This is a genomic window from Nitrospirales bacterium (assembly GCA_031315865.1).
GTDB lineage: Bacteria > Nitrospirota > Nitrospiria > Nitrospirales > UBA8639 > JAGQKC01.
The window spans coordinates 1,288,388-1,312,326 of sequence record JALDRJ010000002.1; the positions used below are offsets into that span (position 1 = coordinate 1,288,388).

18 protein-coding genes are annotated in these 23,939 nt (G+C 50.5%); 12 read left to right on the plus strand and 6 right to left on the minus strand.

What is annotated here, in order from left to right; translation table 11 throughout:
- Nucleotides 1–91 precede the first annotated feature (91 nt).
- The 4 genes from MRJ96_06005 to MRJ96_06020 form a co-directional block, all read right to left on the minus strand.
- On the minus strand, nucleotides 92–1,561 hold the full coding sequence (locus tag MRJ96_06005) for a YdiU family protein (protein MDR4500988.1): 1,470 nt from the start codon (nucleotides 1,559–1,561) through the stop codon (nucleotides 92–94).
- A gap of 433 nt (nucleotides 1,562–1,994) precedes the next feature.
- Nucleotides 1,995–2,219: a DUF433 domain-containing protein gene (locus tag MRJ96_06010; GenBank protein ID MDR4500989.1), complete on the minus strand. Its 225-nt coding sequence runs from the start codon at nucleotides 2,217–2,219 to the stop codon at nucleotides 1,995–1,997.
- A gap of 68 nt (nucleotides 2,220–2,287) precedes the next feature.
- Nucleotides 2,288–2,617: a type II toxin-antitoxin system RelE/ParE family toxin gene (locus tag MRJ96_06015; GenBank protein MDR4500990.1), complete on the minus strand. Its 330-nt coding sequence runs from the start codon at nucleotides 2,615–2,617 to the stop codon at nucleotides 2,288–2,290.
- The gene (locus MRJ96_06020; GenBank protein ID MDR4500991.1) at nucleotides 2,614–2,892 is read right to left on the minus strand and encodes a type II toxin-antitoxin system Phd/YefM family antitoxin; all 279 of its coding nucleotides are present in this window, start codon (nucleotides 2,890–2,892) and stop codon (nucleotides 2,614–2,616) included. The genes MRJ96_06015 and MRJ96_06020 overlap by 4 nt, the downstream gene beginning before the upstream one ends.
- A 601-nt stretch (nucleotides 2,893–3,493) precedes the next feature.
- On the opposite strand from MRJ96_06020, the gene MRJ96_06025 reads away from it, so the two are divergent.
- The 4 genes from MRJ96_06025 (at nucleotide 3,494) to MRJ96_06040 (ending at nucleotide 9,578) form a co-directional block, all read left to right on the plus strand.
- Entirely contained in the window at nucleotides 3,494–4,435 is a 942-nt protein-coding gene (locus tag MRJ96_06025) for a hypothetical protein (GenBank protein ID MDR4500992.1), read from the plus strand.
- Nucleotides 4,436–4,966: 531 nt separating this feature from the next.
- On the plus strand, nucleotides 4,967–5,176 hold the full coding sequence (locus MRJ96_06030; protein MDR4500993.1) for a hypothetical protein: 210 nt from the start codon (nucleotides 4,967–4,969) through the stop codon (nucleotides 5,174–5,176).
- Nucleotides 5,177–5,290: 114 nt separating this feature from the next.
- Nucleotides 5,291–7,630 carry a CHAT domain-containing protein gene (locus tag MRJ96_06035; GenBank protein ID MDR4500994.1) on the plus strand — a complete coding sequence of 780 codons (2,340 nt, stop codon included), beginning with the start codon at nucleotides 5,291–5,293 and terminating at the stop codon, nucleotides 7,628–7,630.
- 16 nt (nucleotides 7,631–7,646) lie between these two features.
- Nucleotides 7,647–9,578 (plus strand): adenylate/guanylate cyclase domain-containing protein, encoded by a 1,932-nt coding sequence (locus tag MRJ96_06040; protein MDR4500995.1) that lies wholly within the window; start codon nucleotides 7,647–7,649, stop codon nucleotides 9,576–9,578.
- A gap of 17 nt (nucleotides 9,579–9,595) precedes the next feature.
- Here MRJ96_06040 and MRJ96_06045 read toward each other — a convergent pair whose 3' ends face one another.
- Entirely contained in the window at nucleotides 9,596–11,149 is a 1,554-nt protein-coding gene (locus tag MRJ96_06045; protein ID MDR4500996.1) for a sigma-54-dependent Fis family transcriptional regulator, read from the minus strand.
- A 516-nt stretch (nucleotides 11,150–11,665) separates the two neighbouring features.
- On the opposite strand from MRJ96_06045, the gene MRJ96_06050 reads away from it, so the two are divergent.
- From MRJ96_06050 to MRJ96_06075, 6 genes are all read left to right on the plus strand, one after another.
- Nucleotides 11,666–12,550 (plus strand): DUF928 domain-containing protein, encoded by an 885-nt coding sequence (locus tag MRJ96_06050; protein MDR4500997.1) that lies wholly within the window; start codon nucleotides 11,666–11,668, stop codon nucleotides 12,548–12,550.
- Between the two features lie 286 nt (nucleotides 12,551–12,836).
- Nucleotides 12,837–14,057 (plus strand): DUF2236 domain-containing protein, encoded by a 1,221-nt coding sequence (locus MRJ96_06055; protein MDR4500998.1) that lies wholly within the window; start codon nucleotides 12,837–12,839, stop codon nucleotides 14,055–14,057.
- 422 nt (nucleotides 14,058–14,479) lie between these two features.
- On the plus strand, nucleotides 14,480–16,765 hold the full coding sequence (locus MRJ96_06060) for a hypothetical protein (GenBank protein MDR4500999.1): 2,286 nt from the start codon (nucleotides 14,480–14,482) through the stop codon (nucleotides 16,763–16,765).
- A 58-nt stretch (nucleotides 16,766–16,823) separates the two neighbouring features.
- Nucleotides 16,824–18,878: a GMC family oxidoreductase N-terminal domain-containing protein gene (locus MRJ96_06065; protein ID MDR4501000.1), complete on the plus strand. Its 2,055-nt coding sequence runs from the start codon at nucleotides 16,824–16,826 to the stop codon at nucleotides 18,876–18,878.
- Nucleotides 18,879–18,927: 49 nt separating this feature from the next.
- The gene (locus MRJ96_06070) at nucleotides 18,928–20,055 is read left to right on the plus strand and encodes a catalase family protein (GenBank protein MDR4501001.1); all 1,128 of its coding nucleotides are present in this window, start codon (nucleotides 18,928–18,930) and stop codon (nucleotides 20,053–20,055) included.
- A gap of 193 nt (nucleotides 20,056–20,248) precedes the next feature.
- A complete protein-coding gene (locus tag MRJ96_06075; protein ID MDR4501002.1) occupies nucleotides 20,249–21,313 on the plus strand; it encodes a potassium channel family protein in 1,065 nt (354 codons plus the stop codon).
- A gap of 51 nt (nucleotides 21,314–21,364) precedes the next feature.
- On the opposite strand, the gene MRJ96_06080 is transcribed toward MRJ96_06075, so the two are convergent.
- Nucleotides 21,365–22,156 (minus strand): sulfite exporter TauE/SafE family protein, encoded by a 792-nt coding sequence (locus MRJ96_06080; protein ID MDR4501003.1) that lies wholly within the window; start codon nucleotides 22,154–22,156, stop codon nucleotides 21,365–21,367.
- Nucleotides 22,157–22,382: 226 nt separating this feature from the next.
- On the opposite strand from MRJ96_06080, the gene nth reads away from it, so the two are divergent.
- Together nth and ttcA are read left to right on the plus strand one after the other, a co-directional pair.
- The gene (gene nth / locus MRJ96_06085) at nucleotides 22,383–23,063 is read left to right on the plus strand and encodes an endonuclease III (protein ID MDR4501004.1); all 681 of its coding nucleotides are present in this window, start codon (nucleotides 22,383–22,385) and stop codon (nucleotides 23,061–23,063) included.
- Nucleotides 23,060–23,899 carry a tRNA 2-thiocytidine(32) synthetase TtcA gene (gene ttcA / locus MRJ96_06090; protein MDR4501005.1) on the plus strand — a complete coding sequence of 280 codons (840 nt, stop codon included), beginning with the start codon at nucleotides 23,060–23,062 and terminating at the stop codon, nucleotides 23,897–23,899. Before nth ends, ttcA begins: the two co-directional genes overlap by 4 nt.
- The last annotated feature ends 40 nt before the right edge of the window (nucleotides 23,900–23,939 follow it).

Here is a 23,939-nt window from a genome sequence, read left to right on the forward strand (position 1 = left end):
CGGAATAGGAAGCAATCAGAAGACATGCGATGAAGAGAGACGCGAGAATTCAAATCATGACTGAGACCGGATGCATCGGGATTCGCCAAGACTACGAGGAACAGCTCACGATAATCGGTGCACTCCCGGGAGCCGGAGGCAACGCGTACTGTTCCATGCCTGGATGCTCCGTGAACGGTTCGCCTAAGAGCATGAGTAAACGATCGATCTCGGAATAGTCTTGTTCTCTTGTGGCGAGTTCGATGGCCTGTTGCGCGAGATGGTTGCGGAGTACGTACTTGGGGTTGATTCGGTTCATGCGTTGCCGCCGTTCAGGGTCCTGGCTTTTCTCTGCCTGAAGACGGTCCCGGTATCGTACGGCCCAATCATCGAAAGCTTCTCGATGAAGAAATTGGTCTCTGATCGCAGTGTGCCCATCAGCTGAGTTCTGTTGAAACCCGCCCAGAGACCGGAAACTATTTGTATAATCGGCCCGGCTCGAATCCATGAGATTCAACAAATCCGTGACGAGTTTATCGTCGCCCACATGGTGTTCGAGCAAGCCAAGCTTTCCCCTCATGAGATCGGCGTATGTGTTGAGCATGGCTCTCTCGTATATTTCCGGTGCCGCGTGAGAGTCCGTCTGCTCAAGAAGAGGTGACATCGCCTTCGCGAGCGCCCGAATATTCCAATATCCAATGTCAGGCTGATTTTGAAAGGCATACCGCCCTTGATGATCGGAATGATTGCAGATGAATGCGGGGTTATAGGATTCCATGAAGCCATAGGGCCCGTAATCGAGCGTTAATCCCAGAATTGACATATTGTCGGTATTCATCACCCCATGAGACCAGCCAACAGCCTGCCATCGAGCGATCATCTCGCCTGTTCGAACCGCCACTTCATGTAGAAGTTGTGCGTAACGGTTTTCCGCATCTAAGAGATGGGGATAATCATGGGCAATGACGAAGTCCGCGAGGGTTTTTAGGTATTCATACTGCCCGCGATAATAAAAGACTTCAAAGGTGCCAAAACGGACATGACTTGGAGCCATTCTGAGCAACATAGCGCCTGGCTCTGGTCGTTCACGCCAGACAACTTCCTCTCCACTCACGATACACAAGCTACGGGTCGTGGGAATCCCCAGTCCGTGCATGGCCTCCCCACAAAGGTACTCGCGTATCGTCGAACGGAGGACGGCCCGTCCATCTCCATCGCGGGAAAACCTCGTCAGCCCCGCTCCCTTTAATTGTAAATCCCATGTCTCCCCCTTGGCGTTGCGAACCTCTCCCAGCAGGATTGCCCGGCCATCGCCTAACTGCGGCACGTAGTGCCCGAATTGATGACCCGCATACAGCATGGCCAGGGGATCGCTCCCTGGTAAGGATTTCCCACCGGAGAAAAACGCCGGAAAATCGGAACGCGCGTGCTCATCCGGGTCGAGATCAATGATCTCGGCTGTCCGGGGGTTAAAGCTCACCAATCGCGGGTTGGGAAACGGAGTGGGTTGGACTCGTTGATAAAACGCTTCGGGTAAACGAGCGTAGGTGTTATCGAAAGTTAAATGTTCAAGGGACTTCATCGCAGCGACTCGTACAACATTGTTGAACCATATTATACCTTTTACGGATACGAGTTTGGCTACCCCGTTATTACAGGCCTGGCGGTTCCTGCTTGAGGACAGACTTACGTGATGATGAATAGAGCCTCGTTGGGATTGTTCAGGAATTTCTTAATGGCAGATTCTTCGCGGATAAACAGGTCATAGATGTGCATTGTCGAACAATTCCCAATTCGTAATTGAATCACTTTAGGTGGGCGGCCACGAAGGAGGCTTCTGCGCAAGAAGTCAGCGTCTTTGGTAACGATGGTGAATCGTTACTCTGAGGCTAGTTTCCAAATGGCCTCGTCATCATTTCCAGTCAGACCAAAATCTTTGACATGCTTTGAACCGGGGTATTGTTGAGCAAGGCTTAGGACGAGTTTATACGAAAGATTCTGGTCAAAGACCAGTTTCATACGTGAGCCACGGAAAGTTTTTTCTCACGATCGGCAGCAAAAGCGAGACAGGCGCGTATATCCTCTTTTGTCAGTTCTGGGAAATCACCGATGATTTCATCCTCGGTCATCCCCGATGCCAGATATTCCAGAACATCAGAGACCGTTATGCGCATCCCCCGAATACAGGGCTTGCCACTGCGCTTTCCTGGCTCAAGAGTGATGATACCTGTGTAGTCCATAGTGGTATGGTATCGTTCCAGTCCAAAATGACAACCGGACTACCCTGTATTTCACAGCTACTCATACGTCACCGCATGAGGAAGCGGGAAAGCAGGAGATCTTCGATATTCCGTCGTGAGTCGAGCACTGAGACCACGAAGGCAACTTGCGCAGATACACGATAGATGAGTCTCCAGGGAGCGATGATCAACTCTCTGTATTGTATGATCCCTTGCTCTTTTAGCTCCGGGACAACACGACCTCGCAGGGGGCTATGAGTCAGGGTAGAGGCAGATTTTTTGATTTTCTGTAATATCTTTCGTGCTTGAGACGGATTATCTTGAGCAATATAGGAGACAATTCCTTGTAAATCCTTTTCAGCAGTCTCTGCCCAAATCACCTCATAGGACTGCTTCATAAACCACGTAACTGCGCTTCCAACTTCTTGAACACGTCTGCTTGTTCCCTGGTCTTGTTCTTCTTGATATCGTCTTCACCTTGAGAAATTAATTTCAATAGCCCCAATGCATTCCTCATATTTTCGTAGCTTTGCGGGTCCTGCAATACGGCCTTGGGCTCGCCATTTTGCGTAATCACAACCGGACGATGCGTGGTATTGATTTGATCCAGCAAGGCGGCGGCGTTCGCCTTCAGGTAGGTGACTGGCTTGATGTCTGAGGAAATTTTCATCATGTGCCTCCGTGGTCTTATTATCGTATCATATTCAGTCCGTTAGCACTATGCTTATAGCTCCTGCAGCTTGAGTCGTACAATTCATTCATTTTAAATAAGATTTTCTCTCGGTCCCACGGGTAACGAACTGAGCAAGGCAGATGCTGGGAAATTCAAAGTAACAAAATCAGTCGTCACCGCATGAGGAAGCGGGAGAGTAGGAGCTCTTCCATATCCCGTCGTGAGTTCAGCACCGAGACCACGAAGGCAACTTGCGTAGATACACGATAGACGAATCTCCAGGAATGAGGGACACTGATAAGTCAATGTGGCTCCAAGGCGAGGGTGGGCTTGTTCTCGGAAGGGTGTCCCTGTTCAAGCTTGAGGAGGACAATGCCTACCGAAACGATCGATAAAGAATATAACAACAAAAGACTTGTCCTATACACCGTACACGAGACTTCGAAGGCAACCCTTGATGACGCAAAAAACGTTCACCTGCATCATCGTACATTGACATTTTCTTCAAACCTGTAACAATACGTTCCCTTATAAAGGTTGTGACCTTCAGAGAAGTGAAGTCTCTACGACAGACCCGATATTCATAGTAGGTAGGCCTACAATGATTCCGCGCATCCAAGCAAAACTCGCAATCGTTTTTGTGGCCTTTACTTTGACCGCATTATTAACTGCTTGTGTTATAACTGACCACCAATTGAGGGAGTATCGAGCGGCTGAGGAAGCTCGTTTGGAAGAATCTCAACGACGAGGAGGGAAAGGTTATCAGCCCGTTGAGCCCATTCCTATCCGTGTCGCAACAGGACAAGAGTACAACTCCAAGGAAGAGAACATTTCCAATCAACGACTTCTTCGAGCCTTACCTAATGAGTCGATGAGACTGGCCATCGGTCAATTGCATCAAGGAGGTGGCATTAGCTACGGTCCTTTTGCCCTGGCCCTTAAAAACAAGAACTATATGGTGATTCTTGATTATATTAAGTACTACACGAAATCAATGCGAGTGATTGCAACATCTGAAGATCCAAGTTTCCGGAAGTTTGCGATAATGGAAGAAGATCAAGAACTGCCTGAAGGTGTCACAGCAATGGCTATTCCCATTTATCTAGGCGTGGGATTGCGTTTACAAGCTGCTGTAACGGTTCTCGAAAGTGGGGTGAATCTTGGCAGTCTTTATGGATTAGGTTTAGCAGCTCAACAAGAGAGAATCGTAGGGACGTTGCACATTCAGACCCTAGGAATTAGTGGAGAGTCTATCTCTCCTTTGCTACCCATGCCGAGTGAGATCAATGTCTCCACCATTCAAGCGGCCATTCAAGCTCTGGCAACTATCAAATCTAAACTCTACGACCCATCAACGATCCAAAGACAAGACAATAAAAAATCATCTACAAATTTAAGAGCCGAACGAGTCACGATCGTTCCTGCAATTGTCGGTCTCGAAGATTACTTTGGAGAAGAAGGGAGCAAAGAACAATTCATTTCCAACCTACTCAAAGAGCCCATACAGCTTGATATATCTCAATTTGAAAGAACCCTAGACTGATGTTCAAGGTTGCTCTTATCCTCCATCGTACTTGTAAGTCGCTTTCAATGATTGGCGGTAAATCATATAGGTAAGCAATGGGCCTATCCTTACAATGTTAGAAGTTCTGTAGTCTGGGTATACATATGCTACATCCAGAAAAGTAAAGGGGGCAAATCTTTTTCTGCCATATTCCTCCTCGACAGTTAAAGCTCAGCCACTCTGATGGAATAAGGGACACTGATACGTTCATAACGTAATGCCTTATCCTACCTCGGCCTTGATCTTCGTCGGTGTCCGATTCTATGGGCGTGGTTGAATGACCGCTTGCCTTATCATCCCAAGACTTGACAGATTTGTCAGGATCGTGCAGCCTCTTTCAGATCAGGACGCTCGAAGCGTGACCACGGACATCTCATGAGCTTTTCCCGATCGTAGATCATCAAGCCATTGTACCTTATACTTCACACGATGAATGATCTTCACGAACTTTGGCAGATACATCAGGAGGCGCAATGGCCTGATTCTTTAGGCGGATCAGAAGGTGAGCTGATGATGTTAGATACCGTCATCGTGGGATGTATCACCTACTATGTGGAAGAAAACGAATTGGATACTCAAAGGGTCGGGATACTGGAGGACAGTCTCTCGGAACTCGATCAATTGTTGCCGGATATTCCCGATGAAGCCACGGCATACTTTTTGCGGTTACAACAATTGGGTTTTCTGATCCTTAACGAAACTCCAAAGGGCCAGGCCTAGGTTGGGGGAATTCATGTTATGAATGCTCACGCCCAAGGCAATCGAGAGTAAACTCCATCACGCGTCAGCAAACAGGGACTGAGCCTGATGATGAGTAGGGTGCACAGGAAGCTTATGGTCAAGATACGGCCACGTCAGCGCCTTCTTCTACCGCTGCTAGTTTTTGCCAGTTTATCCATCCTCGTAGTTGCATCTTCCTCCAGCCTGGCCGACTCCCGATTAAGTGCTCAGGCGATGGAAGCCGGTCAAGTGGCATTCTCAAAGGGCCACTTCGCTGAGGCGGCGCAAGCCTGGGAACGGGCAGCTCGCGAATTCGAGAACGACGGGCAATCCGATCAGCAGGCTCGTGCGCTTCTGTATTATTCTGAGGCTCTTTATTACCTGGGACACTACCGAAAAGCCGCAGGTTCGCTCGACTTAGCGCTGCAACTGGCCAGCCAATCTCACAACCAGCCGCTCCTTGCCCAGATCCTTGGACGATTAGGCAATGTGGCCTTTGCTTTAGATCTTCAACAAGATGCCGAGCGGTATCTCACGCAGGGCTTGTCTCTCGCGAGAAGCATAGAAGATTCTGCACTAGTGGCCGCGATTTTAAACGATCGCGGCAATGTCTTGGCTTCACAAGGCCTCTATAACAAAGCCCTTGGTTCATTCACCGAATCGACTATCCTGGCGGATGCGATCGGTCATCATTCTCTCGCCGTGACAGCTCTCATCAATGCCGCATGGAGCTCATTGTTCGAAGGCCAACTCACGGCGAGTAAGGATCGTCTGGATCTTGCCTCCACGCAGGTGACCCTTCTTCAAGATTCTCATGAAAAAGCTCAAGAATTGTTGAGTATCGGACTTGCTTATGATCGTCTCCGGAAATTACTTCAGTCGTCCAACGTCAAATTAACTCGTCAATCTGCCGAGGCATTTCAAAAATCAGCAGAGTTGGCTCATCGGCTTCGAGATCATCGGACAGCATCGTATGGATGGGGACATTTAGGAACGTTGTACGAAGCCGAAGGACGGTATGATGAGGCGTTGGATTTGACTCGACGAGCCATTCAGGCGGCGCAACAAGTCGCGGTTCCGGAATCCCTGTACCTGTGGGAATGGCAAACTGGCCGCTTGCTAAAAGCGCAAGGAAAGATCGATGAGTCTATCCTGGCGTATCGTCGCGCCATCTATACGTTGCAGCCGATTCGTCGGGAAGTCACTCGTGGGTTTCATCAGCAATACGAATCATTCCGTTCCTCCATTGGTCCCCTGTTTTTTGAACTCGTCGATTTGTTGCTCACCCAAGCCGATCAGACGCGTTCAGCCCTTGAGTATCAGCGTCTTCTGGGAAATGCCCGACGCACGATGGAGCAATTGAAGACCGCTGAGCTCCAGGACTATTTTCGTGATAATTGCGTTGCATCCTTGTTGGAAAAACGATCGAATGTCGATGAAATCGTGAAAAATTTAAAGCATACGGCCGTCGTCTATCCGATCCTCCTGCCCGATCGAGTGGAGTTACTCGTCAGCGTCCATAATGGCGAGAAAGCCGAGTTCAAGCGGGAACGGGTGGCGGTGACGCAGCAAGAATTAGCGAAACAAGTGCGAGTCTTGCGCAGGTATTTAGAAAAGCGAACGACGCGCGAATATCTGCCCCATGCCCAACAGGTTTATTCGTGGCTTATTCAACCGATTCGCCATTATCTCGCGCAATTCGAAATTCACACGCTGGTCTTCGTGCCGGATGGACCGATTCGAACGATCCCTCTTGGGGCCCTGCATGATGGCAAGGAATTTCTCATCGAACAGTACGCGTTAGCGATCACGCCTGGCATTGTGCTGACCGACCCACAACCGATCAATCGTGAGACCATTAAAATGTTGTCCGTGGGGTTAACCGATTCTGTTCAAGGGTTTCCCTCCCTGCCGAACGTTGCGGAAGAAATTCAGACACTCACAGAACTCTACGGCGGACGGGTGCTTCTCAATCAGCAATTTCGTGTCGACGAACTTGAGTATGAAATGAAAGATGAACGACCGACGATCGTGCATATCGCCTCTCATGCGAAGTTCGAAGACGAGGCCAAAAATACCTTCCTCCTGGCATTCGACGGCAAGTTGACGATGGATCGATTGAATGAATTGATCGGTCTGTATCAATTCCGGGAAACGCCTTTGGACTTGTTAACGTTAAGCGCCTGCGAGACCGCTGCCGGTGATGACCGTGCGGCGCTGGGGCTGGCCGGTGTGGCGGTGAAAGCCGGCGCGCGCAGTGCGCTGGCGACGCTCTGGTTTATCAATGACAAGGCGACATCCGAGTTAATCACCGAATTCTATCGTCAATTGCAAGATGCATCGCTTTCCAAGGCCGCGGCGTTACAGAAGGCCAAGCGGAAACTGATCAAGCATCCAACCTATCAACATCCCGGCTATTGGTCGCCATTCCTCCTGATCAATAATTGGCTGTAACCGGACAGGTCTGCCCATGACAGGCTTGCGTGAGCTCTTCCGTTCCACTCCGGTTCGAATGCTTCTCATCGGTCTGCTCGTGGGATTGCTCGTCGTGCTCTGTCGCGAATCGGGAATGCTGGAGCCGACGGAACTGTCGGTCTATGATTGGACGGTCAGATTCGCGTCATCTTCGGCGGTCTCAGATCCCCCCATTGTGTTGGTGACGATCACGGAAGACGATCTTCAGCGTCTTGGCTGGCCGGTGCCTGATCAGTACATCGCGAAAGCCTTGAACATGCTTGCTGGCTATGGAGCCCGGTCTATCGGACTCGATCTTTACCGGGATCGAGAAGTCTTCCCTGGGCGAGAAGCCTTACACGAGGTGTTGGTTCAACATCACAATATCGTGGCGGTCATGAAATTTCCAGACGAGACCGGAGCCGGGATTCCGGGACCGCCAATTCTACGCGGGACGGATCAGATCGGCTTTAACGACATTATGGTCGACCCTGGAGGCATTGTTCGCAGGGCTGTTCTCTTTTTAGAGAATGAAGAAGAAACAACGATGTCCTTCCCGTTAGCAGTCGCGCTGAAATATTTGCAAGCAGAAGGCATCGCGCCGGAAGCTGACCCGAGTCATCCCGAGTGGATGAAACTCGGCGGGACAACCATTCCACGATTTCAATCACGGGATGGCGCGTATATGGGGATTGATTCGGGCGGCTATCAAATGCTGGTGAAATATCTGGGGGCGCAGTATGCCTTTATGCGGGTTTCTCTCGGTCGTGTGATCTCCGGAGAAGTTCAACGTGAAACGATTGAGGATAAAGTGGTCATTGTGGGATCTGCCGCAGAGAGCGTCAGAGATGATTTCTATACGCCCTTTAGCGTTGGACGGGATGGAAATCAACAGATTCCTGGGATTGAGCTGCATGCACACCTCGTGAGCCAGTACATCCGCATGGCCTTGTATGGGGAGCCTCCCATTCGGTCGCTGTCAGAAGGAGTAGAGGCGGGCTGGATTATCATATGGGGCTGCCTCGGAGCTCTGGCAGCCCTGTGGACCGTCTCTCCGTGGAGAATTGTCCTTATACTGGGCGGCGGAGTGAGCGTTCTGACTCTGATCGCCTACTGGGCGATTCTTGGCCACTGGTGGATTCCTCTGTTGCCGCCAGCCATGAGTTGGCTGATCGCAGGAGGCATCGCGACCGCATGGATGTCAACGCGTCATCAACGGGAGAAAGCCTGGTTGATGCGGCTATTCTCGCAGCATGTATCAAAGGAAGTGGCCGACGCCGTCTGGTCTGCAAAAGAACAGGTCCTGGAAGACGGACGAATTCGACCGCAAAAACTCATCAGTACGGTCTTTTTTGCTGATGTAGCAGGATTTTCCAGCATTGCCGAACGATTAGCTCCCTCGCCATTGATGGAGTGGTTGAACACGTATTTACGGGCGATGACTCAAGTCATCGTCTCTCATCAAGGGGTGGTCGATGATTTTTTCGGTGACGGCATCAAAGCGAATTTTGGAGTGCCAGTGCCACGCCTCACACAGGATGAAATTCGGCGGGATGCGGTGAATGCCGTGCAGGCTGGGTTGGCTTTGATCAGTGAGTTCGATCAGATTAATCAGGCACGCAAGCAGGCGGGGATTCCTGTCGGTCACGTGAGGATAGGCATCGCGACGGGACCGGTTGTGGTCGGGACTGTGGGAGGGACGGAACGGGTAAAGTACACGACCGTCGGAGACGTCGTGAATATTGCCGCCCGATTAGAGCAATATGCGAAAGAGACTCATCGTGATGACCGGCATCCCTGTCTCTATCTTTCAGAAGACACTCGACGCTTTCTTGACCAACGTTGGAACATTGAAGATTTGGGAGTTGTCCGTCTTCCTGGAAAGCACGAGCCGGTCAAGGTGTACCGGGTGCTCAACGGGTCTCAGGAGCATATCGCGTCGCCATAGCCTATGAGACGGTTTATTCATTCTTCTCGTCCCGAATTCGTGAGAATGCCCAGCCGTTTCATTTTTTTGATAAGCCCCTGTCGACTGATGCCCAGCCGTTTGGCTGTCTGCACTTGATTGAAATGGCAAGCGCGTAACGCGTCGCGAATCATCTTTTCTTCGAGTTGAGCGACGGCCCGCGGAAGAGAAGATGCCAGACGACTGCCTGTCACGCGGCCTTGTGAACGAATCGTGGCATCAAGATCTGGCTCGGAAATCACGATGCGTCTCTGGGTCGCCACGATCCGCTTCATCTCGTTCTCGAGTTCTCGCACGTTGCCGGGCCAGGCGTATGTTTGCAGGAGGCGTTGGGCGTTCATCGTCAGGCGCTTTTCCTCCTTCCCGGTCCTCTGGCAATAGAGAGTCAGAAAATGAGCGGCAAGAAGAGGAATATCTTCCGGGATATCTCGTAGGGACGGGGTGTGAATATGGACGACTTTCAGTCGATAATACAAATCCTTCCGAAAGGCGCCTTTTTTGATCGAATCATCAAGCTGTTGGTTCGTTGCCGCAAGCACTCTCACGTCAAGCGTGCGATCGGTTCTTCCCCCGACGGGTTGTAATGTTCGTTCTTGGAGAACGCGTAATATTTTGGCTTGTGCATTCAGGCTCAGGTCGCCGATTTCATCAAGAAACAGCGTGCCTTCATTGGCCTGCTCGAATTTCCCACTCTTCGCCTCGACTCCCGTCGCGACGCCCCGTTGAATCCCAAACAGTTCACTTTCGACCAAAGGCTCGGGAATGGCCGCACAATTCAAGGCGACAAAGGGTTTTTGCCGTCTCATGCTGTTGTCATGTATCGCTTTGGCCACGAGTTCTTTGCCTGTTCCACTCTCACCCGTGATCAGGACATCGACCGCGGTATCGCGAATTTGATCAATCAGTCTGACGATGCTTTGGATAGGCGGACTGACTCCGATCAGGTTTTGGGTGGCAAAGCGCCTTTCGACTTCTTTACGGAGGTGAGCATTCTCATCGATGAGATGCTGTCGTTGTTGTTTCAGTTCTTGAACGGTACGGGTCGATTCGATGCTTAACACCGCTTGTTCGGCCAGTGTGATGGCGACGGATTCATCGTGAGAAGTGAATGAACCGCCTTTTTTGTTGATGATTTCCAGCACGCCCAGAACTTCGCCTTCATGAGTCTGAAGAGGAATGGCCAACAAGTTTCGGGTTTTTTTCTTGGCCTGGAGATCGACTTCGTCATAAAACCGGGAATCATGCTGTACATCAGGCACATTTTGCACTTCTCGGTTGAGGACCGCCGCACCGGCGATTCCAAGACGGGCATCAAAGCGGATGGTTTCGCCATCGAGTGCGACGTATGACCAGAGTTCACACAGGTCCCGGTCGAGCAGTAGAAGGCTGGCGTCTTGTGCGGCCAGCAATTGTTTGGCTTCTTTCGCGATGAGCAGGAGTAAAGAGGGTAATTCCTGCTCGGTTCTCATCTTTCGACAGAGGGATAAGACCGACTGAAGCGAAGGAGTGGAGATGTCAGCGCCTGTCAGTTTGCGGTCTGTGGTGATGGACATGATAAGGATCAAGCCTTATACGTTGATTGCATGATGGCTTTGGCTACATCGCCTTTTGTTCTGTTTTTATATAACGGCAACACGAAAATCTCAGTCAACGAATTGTCTACATCGTAGACATATTTGGTCACAAAGTAAACAATACAAGAAAGTCCTGTCAAAATCTGATGCCCATTGGTGGACTAAGAGAAACGTTGTCTACAAAGTGGACATGAGATCATTATATTTCATGCTAAATATTTTTTGTACTGAGGTGATGAGAAGCGGGAAGGTAAGAGTTGTCGCCGGCTTCACCGCTATATGTATGGCTTGTGCGAAGCATGGCATGATCGTTGCCTATTTAATTAAGGACCTATAAAGAATGCGATATACAAAACATCATCGTTTGCCATCTTTCCTGGAAATATGCTTCGATGAGTTGATGTGATGGCATTCGCCGTAGGGTTTACATATATGCAATGGGTTTCATAAATACATAATCTGGTGAATGGAGTATTTGACAGGAGGTCTTTCATCATGACGTGTCAAAGGCATTACATCACGCTGATGGCTTTTCTTACCGGTGTCATCATTACTGTTGGATCGCACGATCCTGCATCAGCACAAATGGTGCAAGAGATCAAGGCGTATCGCCCATCGGATAGCAAGATGACGTGGTGTGGACATCGGTTGTTATTGAAGGACGTGACGTCTACGAAGCCCTTGAAAATGCCGGTGTATAAGCCGCCGAAGGGAATAGGCGCGCCAGGTGGACGAGTCGGAGGCGGCACTCGAGGGGGAGAGGACCCCAATATGTTGCGGTTGTTTGCCCTGGTGCCTGATCATTTAGGATTGACGATTCGGGAGCAGCCTTCTTTGTATTGGTACGTGTCGAGGAGCGCCCCTCATCGCTTGGTCTTAACCATCAATCATGAAGAGTTGGTGAAACCGGTCTTTGAACAGACCATTGCCGAAACGGTTGAAGCAGGCATTCATTCGGTAAACTTGCAAGACCTGAATGTCAGACTTGAGCTGGAAAAGGAATATCGATGGTTTGTCGAGCTAGCCCTCGATGCTGACTATCCTGCCCGCAACACGGTAGCTGGCGGACGGATCAAACGAATTGCGCCGCCAGAAACGTTATTAGCAAAACTTCGGGAAGCGGAGCGCCAAGAAGTGACGTCGATCTATTCCGAAGGCGGGTTGTGGTATGAAGCGCTTGCTTCCATTTCGAATTTAATCGACAGGCATCCAGGCAATCCGGTCTATCCCACCTGGCGTAATTTTCTTTTTCAGCAAGTAGAATTGGACGAGATTGCTTCGGAGCAGGATATCGCTGGCGTGTTCGACGATTCCACGTTCTTGCCTGGCGAGTACGAAGAGTCGGGAATTCCGACGCTCGTTGGACATACGAGAAAGTAAATCGTCTGAGGACCATAGATGCTGGTTTCAGGGGTATGTGGATTTCCCTCTCCCTGTCCACGTTGCCGAGTATCATGTGATGTGAGTGCTGGCCCTCTTCGTTCTTGAATAAATTCAGGGGCCGTAGAAATCTTCACTCGTGTAACCAATACCTGCCCCGTACGAAACGTACAAACAACATTCTCTTCAGCGACTTTCAGTTCTTCCTTCTGTCTCGTATTATACGTCCACGAATGATAGCCAGGTTTTAGGCTTAGCCATTTCTATGGCAAAACGAGTGTGTCGTATGCGTATGCCTACGAAGAACGAAAGGCTCCCCGGGAAGTGGTCAGATGACCAATTCTTGGATGGTCTGCGAATGCTAGCTGATCGCGATGCGGATCGTTGCTTTGAGCACCTTCGAGATGAATTGAAGGAGACGGATTTTTTTGACCTGTTTAAGGAATTGAACCGAAATGATTCGTTTCTCTCGGAGAATATTCCAAGGCCGTTGTCAGAGTTTTTTCATGCTTCCATGCAGGTTCCCCTTATTGACGGGGAACCCATCGACCATGACCGCATAAGGCGGGGCCAGCAGGTATTTATGACGCATGCGATGCCGACTGCGCTGGTCCTCTTGGCGAAGAGTTTGCCAGAAGGATATGCCGCACCCAGTCTGTCACGGGTGCTCAGCCTGTCCAATAATCTCACGCATCATCCATACCGCCGATTACTGGGTGTACTGCAAATGGTCATCAACGTCTCAACCGTTGGGGGGTTTACGCCTTCAGGAAAAGCTCTCATCACGGTTCCTAAAATTCGACTACTCCATTCTGGAGTACGCAAGGTTGCGAGTGAGCACCTGGCGAATTATGAACGTCAGTTTGGCGTACCGATCAATCTAGAAGATATGCTGGGAACGGTGATGGGATTCTCGTATTTAGTGATCGTGGGTCTTCAGCGATTGCAGATCGGACTGTCGGACGGTGAAGCCGAAGACTATTTTTACCTGTGGCGTATTTTTGGGCAAATGATGGGGATCCACCCTGAAGGGCAGCCAAACAATAGTGAATATATCCCACAAAACCTGAGCGAGGCCAAAGAGTTTTACGAGTCGTACCAACGAAGGCACTATGTGAACGTCGAGGACAATCCAGAAGGGCAGCAGTTAGCCGTCGTTCACCTGAATCTTCTTCATGATTTATTGCCACAGACGCCGTTGCGGCGATTGGGAATGCAGATAGTTCCAAGGGTCTACATGGAGGAATTGATCGGGAAACAAGGCTGTGAGCGGATCGGAATTAAGCCGGTTCCGTCACTCGTTCTCACAAAATGGCTCATCAAGACCTTTCCGTACATCTGGAGTCGTCTGTGGAACGTCGTTGACCGGGTAGACCCGTCTCAACACCTGCATGAAAATATCAGCCGCCTCTTTTTTCAGGGTCTCATCAATCGGGAATTTGATGGAGAGGTCACGTTTAACATTCCTGATACCTTAGAAGAAGTCAAGACACTGCATATCCGCTAGCCAATGACAGGTCTGTTCGTTCACTCACACCTCAGCGGATTAGGAGTGTGACGGAACCTGCGTTTCAAAGAAAACCCCCTTCGAATGCGATCTTTCAGCTTGGATGTATCCGTTTGGATACATGGTGTATCTGAATCAGTTCATGTGATGACGGTCTTGAACCCTCTGGACAATTTTCCCATAAGGACCTACCATGCGAATGATGAGTGGCTTTAAATAGGTCCGTGAATTTCGTCAACAGATTGTATGAATGGCGTATGATCTGCACTGACCCTTTATTCGGATACGGACTTGAAGTACTCGCTAGCCGTTATGAGGAAGATGAACATTTCTATGCAGGCCTCAGTATGATTCCACTCGACGCGTTGAATTTTCTCACACAGATATAGCATCAAGACTGTTTGCAAGGAGGCATTATCGTTATGAATTCGAACACAAGGGTCATAGGGGTTTTTCTGCTCGTCGCTCTGTTGTGCCTACCCGGTTGCAGCCTGTTTCGATCGGCAGCGCAAGATGAAGCCATGCAACAGGGCAAGACGGTTGCGGATTTTCCTGAGACGGATGTTGATGTGTTTCGAGACATGGACGGCGGCATTGCTCTGACGCCCGATGAAGTGAAAGGCCGAAATACCTGGATGTTATGGACAGGAGGCAATCAGGCATTTTGGGACTATCTCGCTAATCATAGTTATGGAAACTTGGACTTCTTGAAGATCCTTTCGTCCTATCCCAAGCCTGACAAAAATGGGAAAACGTACTACTACAGTCGTGACAATCGATTTTCGTACTTAGGGCTGATGAACGAACCGGGTTTCCGAAAAGCCACCGTGCCGGACCCGGAGTTTGGTCTCTACCTTGATGAGCGTATCGAGGATGAGCCATTGGGGGTTGATCAAAAGATTTACGGAAAATCTTCAGGCATTGTCGGCCTGCGCTTGTTCCTCAACCCGAAATTTGACAAAACGCATTCTGACTATGATCAGGATGTCGTGAATGTCTGGGATGCCGAACGATATTATACTGACCCGGACTATTACTTGGACAAAAGCCTCGAACGACCCTACCGGGTTGGAATGTCCTGTGCCTTTTGCCATGTCGGTCCCCATCCACTCAATCCTCCGGCGGACCCCGAAAACCCCAAATGGGAAAACCTCTCAACCAACGTAGGCGCGCAATACTTTTGGATCGGCAGAATTTTTATTGCTCACCCCGATGAAGAAAATTTTGCATGGCAATTATTCAACAGTTCGCCACCAGGAGCGTTGGATACCTCGATTATCGCGACCGACAACATCAACAATCCGCGAACGATGAATGCCATTTATGAAGTAGGGGCCAGGCTGGCCACAGGAGAAGAAGAAGACATTACCGGAGGAGCGTTGGCGGTTCCGGGAACGCAACCGCGCATGGTCGTTCCACATATTCTCAAGGGTGGGGAGGATTCGATCGGTATTCTCGGGGCGCTGAGCAGGGTCTATATCAACATTGGTGAATTTCATCAGGAATGGATTAAACATTTTAAACCCATCGTCGGCGGAAAAAAACAATCGCCAATGGATGTCGCCACGGCCAAAGAAAATTCGGTTTACTGGCAGGCGACGGAGCAGCGGGTCGAAAATCTGGCCCTGTTTTTCCTCAAAGCCGCGGGTGCGCATCGCCTAAAGGATGCACCTGGGGGAGAGGCCTATTTGACCAAGGATGAATCCGTCCTCGCGCGTGGGAAATTAGTCTTTGCCGATAATTGCGCGGCCTGTCATTCGAGTAAGCTACCCAAGCCGCACACCACCGTAAAGCCGTATGACCGTTTCTTCAATAAGTGGGTGCAGTCGAATGACTTTAAACAAAAAATGCGCAAAATGGTCCTGGAGCCCGATTTTCTTGACCATAACTACCTTTCGAATGAGCATCGTTATTCCGTGGCCGATCTCAAAACGAACGCCTGCGCCGCACTGGCCACCAACGGTCTGCGCGACCATGTTTGGGATAATTTTACGTCTGAGACTTACAAGACGCTGCCCGCGGTCGGAACGATCAAAGTTCATCACCCACTCACAGGGGAAGCGTCTTCTTATGAAATGCCAGGCGGTGGTCGAGGATACTATCGTTCACCTTCACTCGTGAGTCTGTGGAGCACCGCTCCTTACCTGCATAATAATGCCATCGGAAAGTTTACGAATGATCCATCCGTCGCGGGAAGGATGGAAGCTTTCCAAGACGGAATAGAAAAGCTCTTATGGCCTGAGAAACGATTCAAGTCAGACTGTCAGGAAAAATGGGGATTACCCTGGTGTCCGCCAATATACCGAACCACCAAAGAAAGTTACTTGAAGATTAACCAGGAATATCTCCCAGACATTCTCAAGTTAAAGCTTTTGAAAAAGGGAGAGGAAGAACTCAGGATTGGTCCAATCCCCAAAGGCACCCCCGTGAATCTGCTCGCCAACATTAATAACGAACTCTCTTTTGGCGATCCGGTTCGACTCGCGCGACTGGTGAAGGTGTTAATCAAAGTCAAAGCCGGACTCAAACGTATAAAAGCCGAAAACCTCAATGAAGAAGAAAGCCTTGTGCTACTCAAAGAATTGGTGCCGGACCTGCTGGAGGTCAACAAGTGTACCGACTTTATCGTGGATCGTGGTCATGAATACGGCAGTCATTTGAGCGACGACGATAAGAATGCGCTCATTGAATTCCTGAAAACTCTATAGATCCCAGTGCGAAAGATACGATCAAAGCCCGGCAAGCCAAAAATGAGAAGCCTCGAACATGAGCGAGCACGATAAACAATCGGAAATGCTGAACTCAGACTTGACGCGTCGGAGCTTTGGAAAGCGCTGTGCTGCCTTTATGTCCACGGTCGTGGCGTTTCTCAGTGGATGTTCGTTCTTGGGAGGGCGTGGGACCTCACAGCCGCCAAGGGCAGGGATTACCTGCGCCGACCCTGTCGGGGGAACACAAGATTATGAGTACATCGTCGTAGGGTCGGGTGCTGGAGGCGGGCCACTTGCCGCGAATCTCGCCAAGGCCGGTCATCGGGTCTTACTCCTTGAAGCGGGTAAGGGGGGAGACGTTCCAGGGCAAGATTCGCTCATTTATCAAGTCCCGGCATTCCATGGGTTAGCTTCGGAAGAACCTTCTCAGTCTTGGGACTTCTTTGTCCGGCATTACGAATCGGAAGGGAGGCAAGCGCGTGATGACAAGTACTTCAAGGACAAGGATGGCGTCTTGTACCCTCGGGCAGGAACGCTTGGGGGCTGTACCGCTCATCATGCCATGATCACCATCTATCCGCATAAGAGTGACTGGGACGATCTGGCCACGCTCACGGGAGATGCGTCGTGGTCGGATGACAACATGCGAAAGTATTTTGAGAGACTTGAGCGATGTCAATATGTCGATGAACCAGGAGAAGGAAATGACAATCCTACTCGTCATGGGTTCGATGGGTGGTTGACGACTGTGACAGCCGATCCCAAGCTGGTCGTGGGAGATCGTTCTCTCAAAAAGCTCATTAAAGCGACTTTGACTGAGTCTATTTTTAACGTCAACGGGTTCAAGGGGTTTATCAGCCGGGTGAAATTGAAACTCAAAGGCCACCTCGACCCGAATGATTGGCGTTGGCGGCAAGCAGGAAAAAGTCCGGAAGGGCTCGTGTTCACGCCCCTCTCTGTGAATGAAGGCAAGCGAGTCGGGACCAGAGAATATATTCGAACCGTGCAGCAAGCCTGTCCCAACAATCTGACCGTCAAGACAGGGGCACTGGTGGCCCGAGTGCTGTTTGAGGAAGACGCTGATGGCAGGAAAAGAGCAACCGGTGTGGAATATTTGGAAGGCCCGCATCTCTATCGAGCGGACCCTCGAGTCAATCCTACCCCGAATGCGGGCATCCGAACGACCGTCCAATGCACTCGGGAAGTGATTCTGTCGGGCGGAGCTTTCAACACGCCGCAAATGTTGATGTTGTCGGGAATCGGACCAAAATCCGAGCTAGCCAAGCACGGTATCGATGTGCAGGTCGATCTCCCCGGAGTGGGTCGAAATCTTCAAGACCGGTATGAAGTCGGAATTGTCAGTGAAATGAAGAAGGATTTTTCCATCCTTGAAGGCGGAACATTCGCCCCACCCGGTCCTGACGAGGCGCCAGACCCGATATTGCAAGATTGGAAGAAAGGCCAAGGAGTCTACACGACCAATGGCGCTGTCCTGTCGCTCATCAAGCGTTCCGACGCGAGCCGTCCGGACCCCGACCTGTTTATCTTCGGACTGGTCGGCTATTTTCGAGGGTATTACCCGGGGTACTCCAAAGATGCAGCCATGAATAAAAATTACTTTACGTGGGCGGTACTCAAAGCCCACACGCAGAACCGGGGTGGCGTAGTGAGGCTGCGTTCGAACGACCCGAGGGACACCCCCGACATTAATTTTCGCTATTTTGACGAAGGTACCGCGGGGTGGGAAGAAGACCTGGATTCGGTCGTGGACGGTATCAAGACTGCGCGACGGATTATGCAACGGGCGGACAGTGTCGTGGAAAGAGAGTTGATTCCCGGGCCTGAGCATGACAACGACGAACGCCTCCGGCAATTCGTGAAAGACAACGCCTGGGGCCATCATGCTTCATGTACATGCAAAATTGGGCCAACAGATGATCCAATGGCCGTCGTGGATGGCAATTTCCGGGTCCATGGCACGGCGAATTTGCGGGTGGTCGATGCCTCGGTGTTTCCCAGAATTCCTGGGTTTTTTATCGTGACTTCGGTGTATATGATCAGTGAAAAAGCCACTGACGTCATTCTTGAAGAGGCGAAGCATGCCACATGAAACGGAAGAGATAAAGATAGGTGGCGAATCATCCAGGGAGATAGACAGTATGAAGACCTTGATTCATAAGGCAAGACAATACGTGTTTTGGACGATGGCTATTGGTCTTGCCCTTCTTGTCATCGGAGGGTGTGCACACCGGACTGGACTCAAGTTAGGGCAAGAACAGGAACCGCCCGACGAAAAACAAACTATTGAGAATATTAAAAGCTTGCTGTCTACTCAACTAGCCAAGCAGTATGAAGGCAAAGAGTTTCTGCGCGATACGCATCCCAAGTCCAATGGCTGTGTCAAAGCCCGGTTTATCGTCGATCCGGAGATTCCTGAGAAGTTTCAAGTCGGAGTGTTTGAGAAAGGTCATTCCTACCCGGCATGGCTGAGGTTTTCCAATTCAGCCCCGGAAGTCACTCCGGACCAAGACCAAGACTTTCGCGGGTTGGCCATCAAGCTGTTTGATGTAAAAGGTGAACGACTCCCGATTCCCGGTGATGAACAACACACGCAGGATTTTCTCTTTATCGCTTTTCCCGGTTTTTTTGCCGGAACCCCGAAGGATTTTTTCGAGTTCTTTGATGGAGAGTTTAACGGCGGCCCTCTGGCGACCAAGGCTTACTTTGCGAAGCGGCCGCGGGCTCTCAGAAATACCCTCAAAGGACGGAAACAATTCGCCAACCCGTTAGAGATTACGTGGTTTAGTGTGGCGCCCTTTCAACTCGGGGCTCCAAACCCCGACGGTTCCGCGCTGGCCGTGAAATACAAGGTGAAGTCTTGCATCGAGCGGCAAAGTCCGCTTCCAGACCAGCCATCAGATGACTATCTTGAAGAAGCCATGGCCAGGGATTTAGCCCGAGGCGACTGGTGCTTGGAATTCCTGATTCAAGTCCAACAGGATCCCGATACAATGCCCGTCGAGGATACGCTGGCCGTATGGGATGAGGAAAAAGCGCCGTTCACGAAAGTGGCGACTATTCAAATTCCCCGGCAAACGTTTACCTCTGATGCGCAGAAACTCTTCTGCGAAGACCTTTCCTTTAATCCCTGGCATGGGCTTACGGTACATAAGCCACTGGGGGGCATTAATCGCGCGCGCCGCGATGAAATGAAAGCCATTTCCGACCTTCGCCTCAAACAGCGGGGCGTGACCCGCACAGAACCCACCGGACTTGAAACATTTTGAGACGACAGTGAACCCTCTCAGAATGAGAATCGTCACGCCTTTGTCGCTCGATTCCTGGCGTTTCAGTCAGAAAATGATTTTCGTTTTTCAGGCTATAGCGAATCCAATTAAGTTCCAGACGATACATACGACAAACCCCGCGCGGTACGACGTTGAACCAGACGGAAGTTATTTGAAACGGCTGTAGAGCGTAGTGGCACAAGAACGTTCTCAATCAAGACCGGCGGAACCGGGAAGCCTTTCCTGGCGGCGCGTCGTCTTCATGCCGGAAGATGTGAACCCGCGGCGTACCCTCCTCTTACGAATCATCTTAGTCGTCGCCCTCCTACTGTCTCTGTTTGTCGTTCTCCTGCTTGATCGGGATGGACTGATAGATCACTCAGATGGCGAAGTGTCTTTTGTCGATGTCATCTATTTCACGATGGTTACCATCACGACGGTGGGTTATGGCGATATTGTTCCGGTCACCCCTCGCGCGCGGCTCATCGACGCGCTCGTCATTACGCCGGTTCGGATCTTTATCTGGGTTCTGTTTCTCGGAACGGCTTACCAACTGGCCCTTAGACAATTTTCAGAAGGATTTCGCATGGCAAAACTTCACGCAAACCTGCACCAACACATTATTGTCTGTGGATATGGTCATACAGGGAATGCAGCCGTTAAGGAATTGCTGGCCAAAGGCACTCCCAAAGAGCAAATCCTGGTAATCGACCCTCAAGATGACCGAGTTCGTGCAGCCGTGAAACTGGGCGTCGCGGCTCTTCGGGGTGATGCGACCAAGGAAGGCCTTTTGAAAGATGTGGCTCTTGTCAATCAGGCACGGGCGGTAATTATTTCAGCGGGTCGTGACGATGCCAATGCGTTGATTCTCCTCACCGTTCGTCACTTGGCTCCATCTTGCCGTGTGATTATGAGCGCCAAGGAACAGGAAAATGTCAAACTTTTCCGCCAGGGAGGTGCTCAACGCATTATTTCACCATCGACCTATGGGGGGTACCTGTTGGCCGCAGCGGTCAATCAAAGACATATGACCCAATACATGGAAGATTTATTGACGGCGGGCGGGCGAGTCAATCTGGTGGAAGAAGCTGTCCGAGACGAAGATGTGGGAAAGACTCCGGCCGATCTTAAACCGGATGTCCTGCTATGCGTATTCCGCCAGGGTAGCACGCTTTCACCCTGGGAATTCAAGGAAAATGAATGCCTTGAGCCGGGGGATGTATTGCTCCTCCTCAAACAAGCTCAAGAAACCACGTAAGTGCACGTGATTTCCGCACATGATTTTCTGGATCTTCGCGGCTGACAGAAATCACTGGTTCAGGAGTCGCAGTCCATTATCCATGATCAGAAACACCCCCGTCAGGCCGACGAGCATGGCAAAGTTTGACCGTAAGGTTTTTTCCTTCATTTTTTGAGCGACTCGGGTGCCCACAAGCATACCCAACAGACTCCCGGCTATCACGAAACCCGTTAGCTGAATATCCAAGTGGCTCCTATCCAAATGACCGATGATCCCTCCGATTGAGATGAGCGCGATAATTAATAATGACGTGCCCACAGCCATGCGGACGGGAAAACCCATGACAAACATGAGAACCGGAACGATGACAAATCCTCCGCCAATACCGAAGAATCCTGTTAAGAGTCCAACGCCCATTCCGATCGTCATCGCTTTAACCGCACAACTGACCGAGCAATGTTGCGCACATTCTGCAGAGGCGTTCTTCTGATGTCCATGGTTTCCTGGCCACATCAACCAAAAACTAATCGAGACTAATAACAGGCCAAAAATAAGCAGGATGACATCCTCTTGAACCAAACGATGTCCCTGCGCCCCCAACCAAGCGCCCATCATTCCCGTGCCGCTGAACAGAAACGCGATCAGCCCCTTCACGTTGCCATATCGGTTTTCGCTCCAAGCGCCGAATAGCGCCGAATAGCCCACGACCACCAAGGACATGGCGGTCGCGTGTTGAACAGGAATCCCCACGATATAGACCAACAAGGGAATGGCAATGAGGGAGCCTCCTCCACCGGTTGCGCCAAGCAACAAGCCGACCACGCCACCGGAACCCACGGCTAAAATGGTCTGAGAAATCATGCAGCAATACTGTCCAAGGCAAGGAGCGTATCCGAAAGCACAGGATCGGACAGGAGTGTTCGGTGTTCTATCCTCAATGGATTTGGTTAGAAGGGTGACACATGAATGAGTTGCACTTCGTCTTTCCTGTACCAACACTGTCTGGAGCCTCTCAACAGTCCAGAGATGGACGAGAGGAGGATGGACAAGGAAAGTTTAGCTGATAGATAATCTACCCCAGAAAACCATGAAAGCCAAGGTATCACCGATTCAGGAAGAAACCCGTCAGGACACAATACGCCGGGTCCGGAATATCCTTAACACGCTTGAGAAGACGTATCCTCGAACGACGCTGGCGTTGGATTTCTCGACCCCGCTGGAACTCCTGATTGCCTTGATCCTCGCGGCTCAATGTCACGATGTGTTAGTCAATCAGGTCACGGTTCCCTTGTTCAAAAAGTACCGTACTCCTCTAGACTGGGCCAATCTAGATCCATCCATTCTCGAGCAAGAGATTCGCAAGGTGACCTTTTACCGGAACAAAACCAAGTCGATCCAGAAATGTTGCCAGGACTTGGTGGATCGATTCGGTGGAACCGTGCCTGAAACACTCGAAGACCTCATGTCCTTGCCGGGTGTCGGGCGAAAGACCGCCAATGTGCTACGAGGCAATGCAATGGGGCAGCCGGCGATCGGCGTCGATCGTCATGTTGGCCGTATTTCGCAAGTATTGGGTTTAACCAAAGAGAAAGATCCAGACAAGATTGAAGCTGATTTAAACCCCATCGTTTCCGACAAACACAAAGTACAATTTTGTCATCTGCTCCAAATCCATGGTCGGACCATCTGCTTGGCAAGAAAACCCAAATGTGTAGAATGTCCAGTCAATCGATATTGTCCGTATCCATCCACATATGGTGAATCATGAATTCTTTCTCGACTCTTGAATCACGGACCGGAGAGCCTCCAGCCGACCGTATTCTGACGAAACTTTCTGAGGAAGGCGAAAAACTTCAGACGCGTCTGTGTCGTCGGGTGGGACAGGCTATCGCAGATTACGGCATGATCGAGGAAGACGATAAGGTGATGGTGTGTCTTTCAGGTGGGAAAGACAGCTATGGGTTACTCGACATACTTCTAGCTATCCGGCCTCGCGCCCCGATTCATTTTGAGATCGTCGCGGTCAATCTCGATCAGAAACAACCGGGCTTCCCCGTTCATGTTTTGCCCGACTACCTGACGAAACGCGGCGTCCCGTTCCACATCGAAGAGCAAGACACCTATTCAGTCGTGAAAGAGCTCATTCCTGAAGGCCAGACGACGTGCTCGCTGTGCTCTCGTCTGAGGCGTGGCCACCTGTATCGTGTGGCCTCTGAGTTAGGCGCCACGAAGATTGCCCTTGGTCATCATCGGGATGATCTTATCGAAACACTCCTGTTAAATCTGTTGTTTGGTGGAAAGATGAGGACCATGCCACCCAAGTTGTTGTCAGATGATGGACGACATGTGGTCATCCGTCCACTGATCAACGTGGAGGAGGAGGATTTGGCTCATTATGCCAAGCTGAGAGCATTTCCCCTCATTCCCTGCAACCTGTGCGGGTCGCAAGAAAACTTGAAACGCAAAGACGTAAAGTCCCTGCTCACTGAATGGGAGGCTCGATTTCCTGGTTGTAAAGATTCGATCTTTGCGTCACTCTCGAATGTCCTTCCCGAACACCTTCTTGATCAGAGGCTATTCGACTTCTCGGCTCTCCGCAAATGACAGGGATAGAAAGACAGCCTCAACGGCTATAACGAACAGA

Excerpts from the sequence above, each read along its gene's own strand:
- MRJ96_06005 (MDR4500988.1), bottom strand. The coding sequence starts at position 1,561 with ATGAAGTCCCTTGAACATTTAACTTTCGATAACACCTACGCTCGTTTA.
- MRJ96_06010 (MDR4500989.1), bottom strand. The coding sequence starts at position 2,219 with ATGGACTACACAGGTATCATCACTCTTGAGCCAGGAAAGCGCAGTGGC.
- MRJ96_06015 (MDR4500990.1), bottom strand. The coding sequence starts at position 2,617 with ATGAAGCAGTCCTATGAGGTGATTTGGGCAGAGACTGCTGAAAAGGAT.
- MRJ96_06020 (MDR4500991.1), bottom strand. The coding sequence starts at position 2,892 with ATGATGAAAATTTCCTCAGACATCAAGCCAGTCACCTACCTGAAGGCG.
- MRJ96_06025 (MDR4500992.1), top strand. The coding sequence starts at position 3,494 with ATGATTCCGCGCATCCAAGCAAAACTCGCAATCGTTTTTGTGGCCTTT.
- MRJ96_06030 (MDR4500993.1), top strand. The coding sequence starts at position 4,967 with ATGATGTTAGATACCGTCATCGTGGGATGTATCACCTACTATGTGGAA.
- MRJ96_06035 (MDR4500994.1), top strand. The coding sequence starts at position 5,291 with ATGGTCAAGATACGGCCACGTCAGCGCCTTCTTCTACCGCTGCTAGTT.
- MRJ96_06040 (MDR4500995.1), top strand. The coding sequence starts at position 7,647 with ATGACAGGCTTGCGTGAGCTCTTCCGTTCCACTCCGGTTCGAATGCTT.
- MRJ96_06045 (MDR4500996.1), bottom strand. The coding sequence starts at position 11,149 with ATGTCCATCACCACAGACCGCAAACTGACAGGCGCTGACATCTCCACT.
- MRJ96_06050 (MDR4500997.1), top strand. The coding sequence starts at position 11,666 with ATGACGTGTCAAAGGCATTACATCACGCTGATGGCTTTTCTTACCGGT.
- MRJ96_06055 (MDR4500998.1), top strand. The coding sequence starts at position 12,837 with ATGCGTATGCCTACGAAGAACGAAAGGCTCCCCGGGAAGTGGTCAGAT.
- MRJ96_06060 (MDR4500999.1), top strand. The coding sequence starts at position 14,480 with ATGAATTCGAACACAAGGGTCATAGGGGTTTTTCTGCTCGTCGCTCTG.
- MRJ96_06065 (MDR4501000.1), top strand. The coding sequence starts at position 16,824 with ATGAGCGAGCACGATAAACAATCGGAAATGCTGAACTCAGACTTGACG.
- MRJ96_06070 (MDR4501001.1), top strand. The coding sequence starts at position 18,928 with ATGAAGACCTTGATTCATAAGGCAAGACAATACGTGTTTTGGACGATG.
- MRJ96_06080 (MDR4501003.1), bottom strand. The coding sequence starts at position 22,156 with ATGATTTCTCAGACCATTTTAGCCGTGGGTTCCGGTGGCGTGGTCGGC.
- nth (MDR4501004.1), top strand. The coding sequence starts at position 22,383 with ATGAAAGCCAAGGTATCACCGATTCAGGAAGAAACCCGTCAGGACACA.
- ttcA (MDR4501005.1), top strand. The coding sequence starts at position 23,060 with ATGAATTCTTTCTCGACTCTTGAATCACGGACCGGAGAGCCTCCAGCC.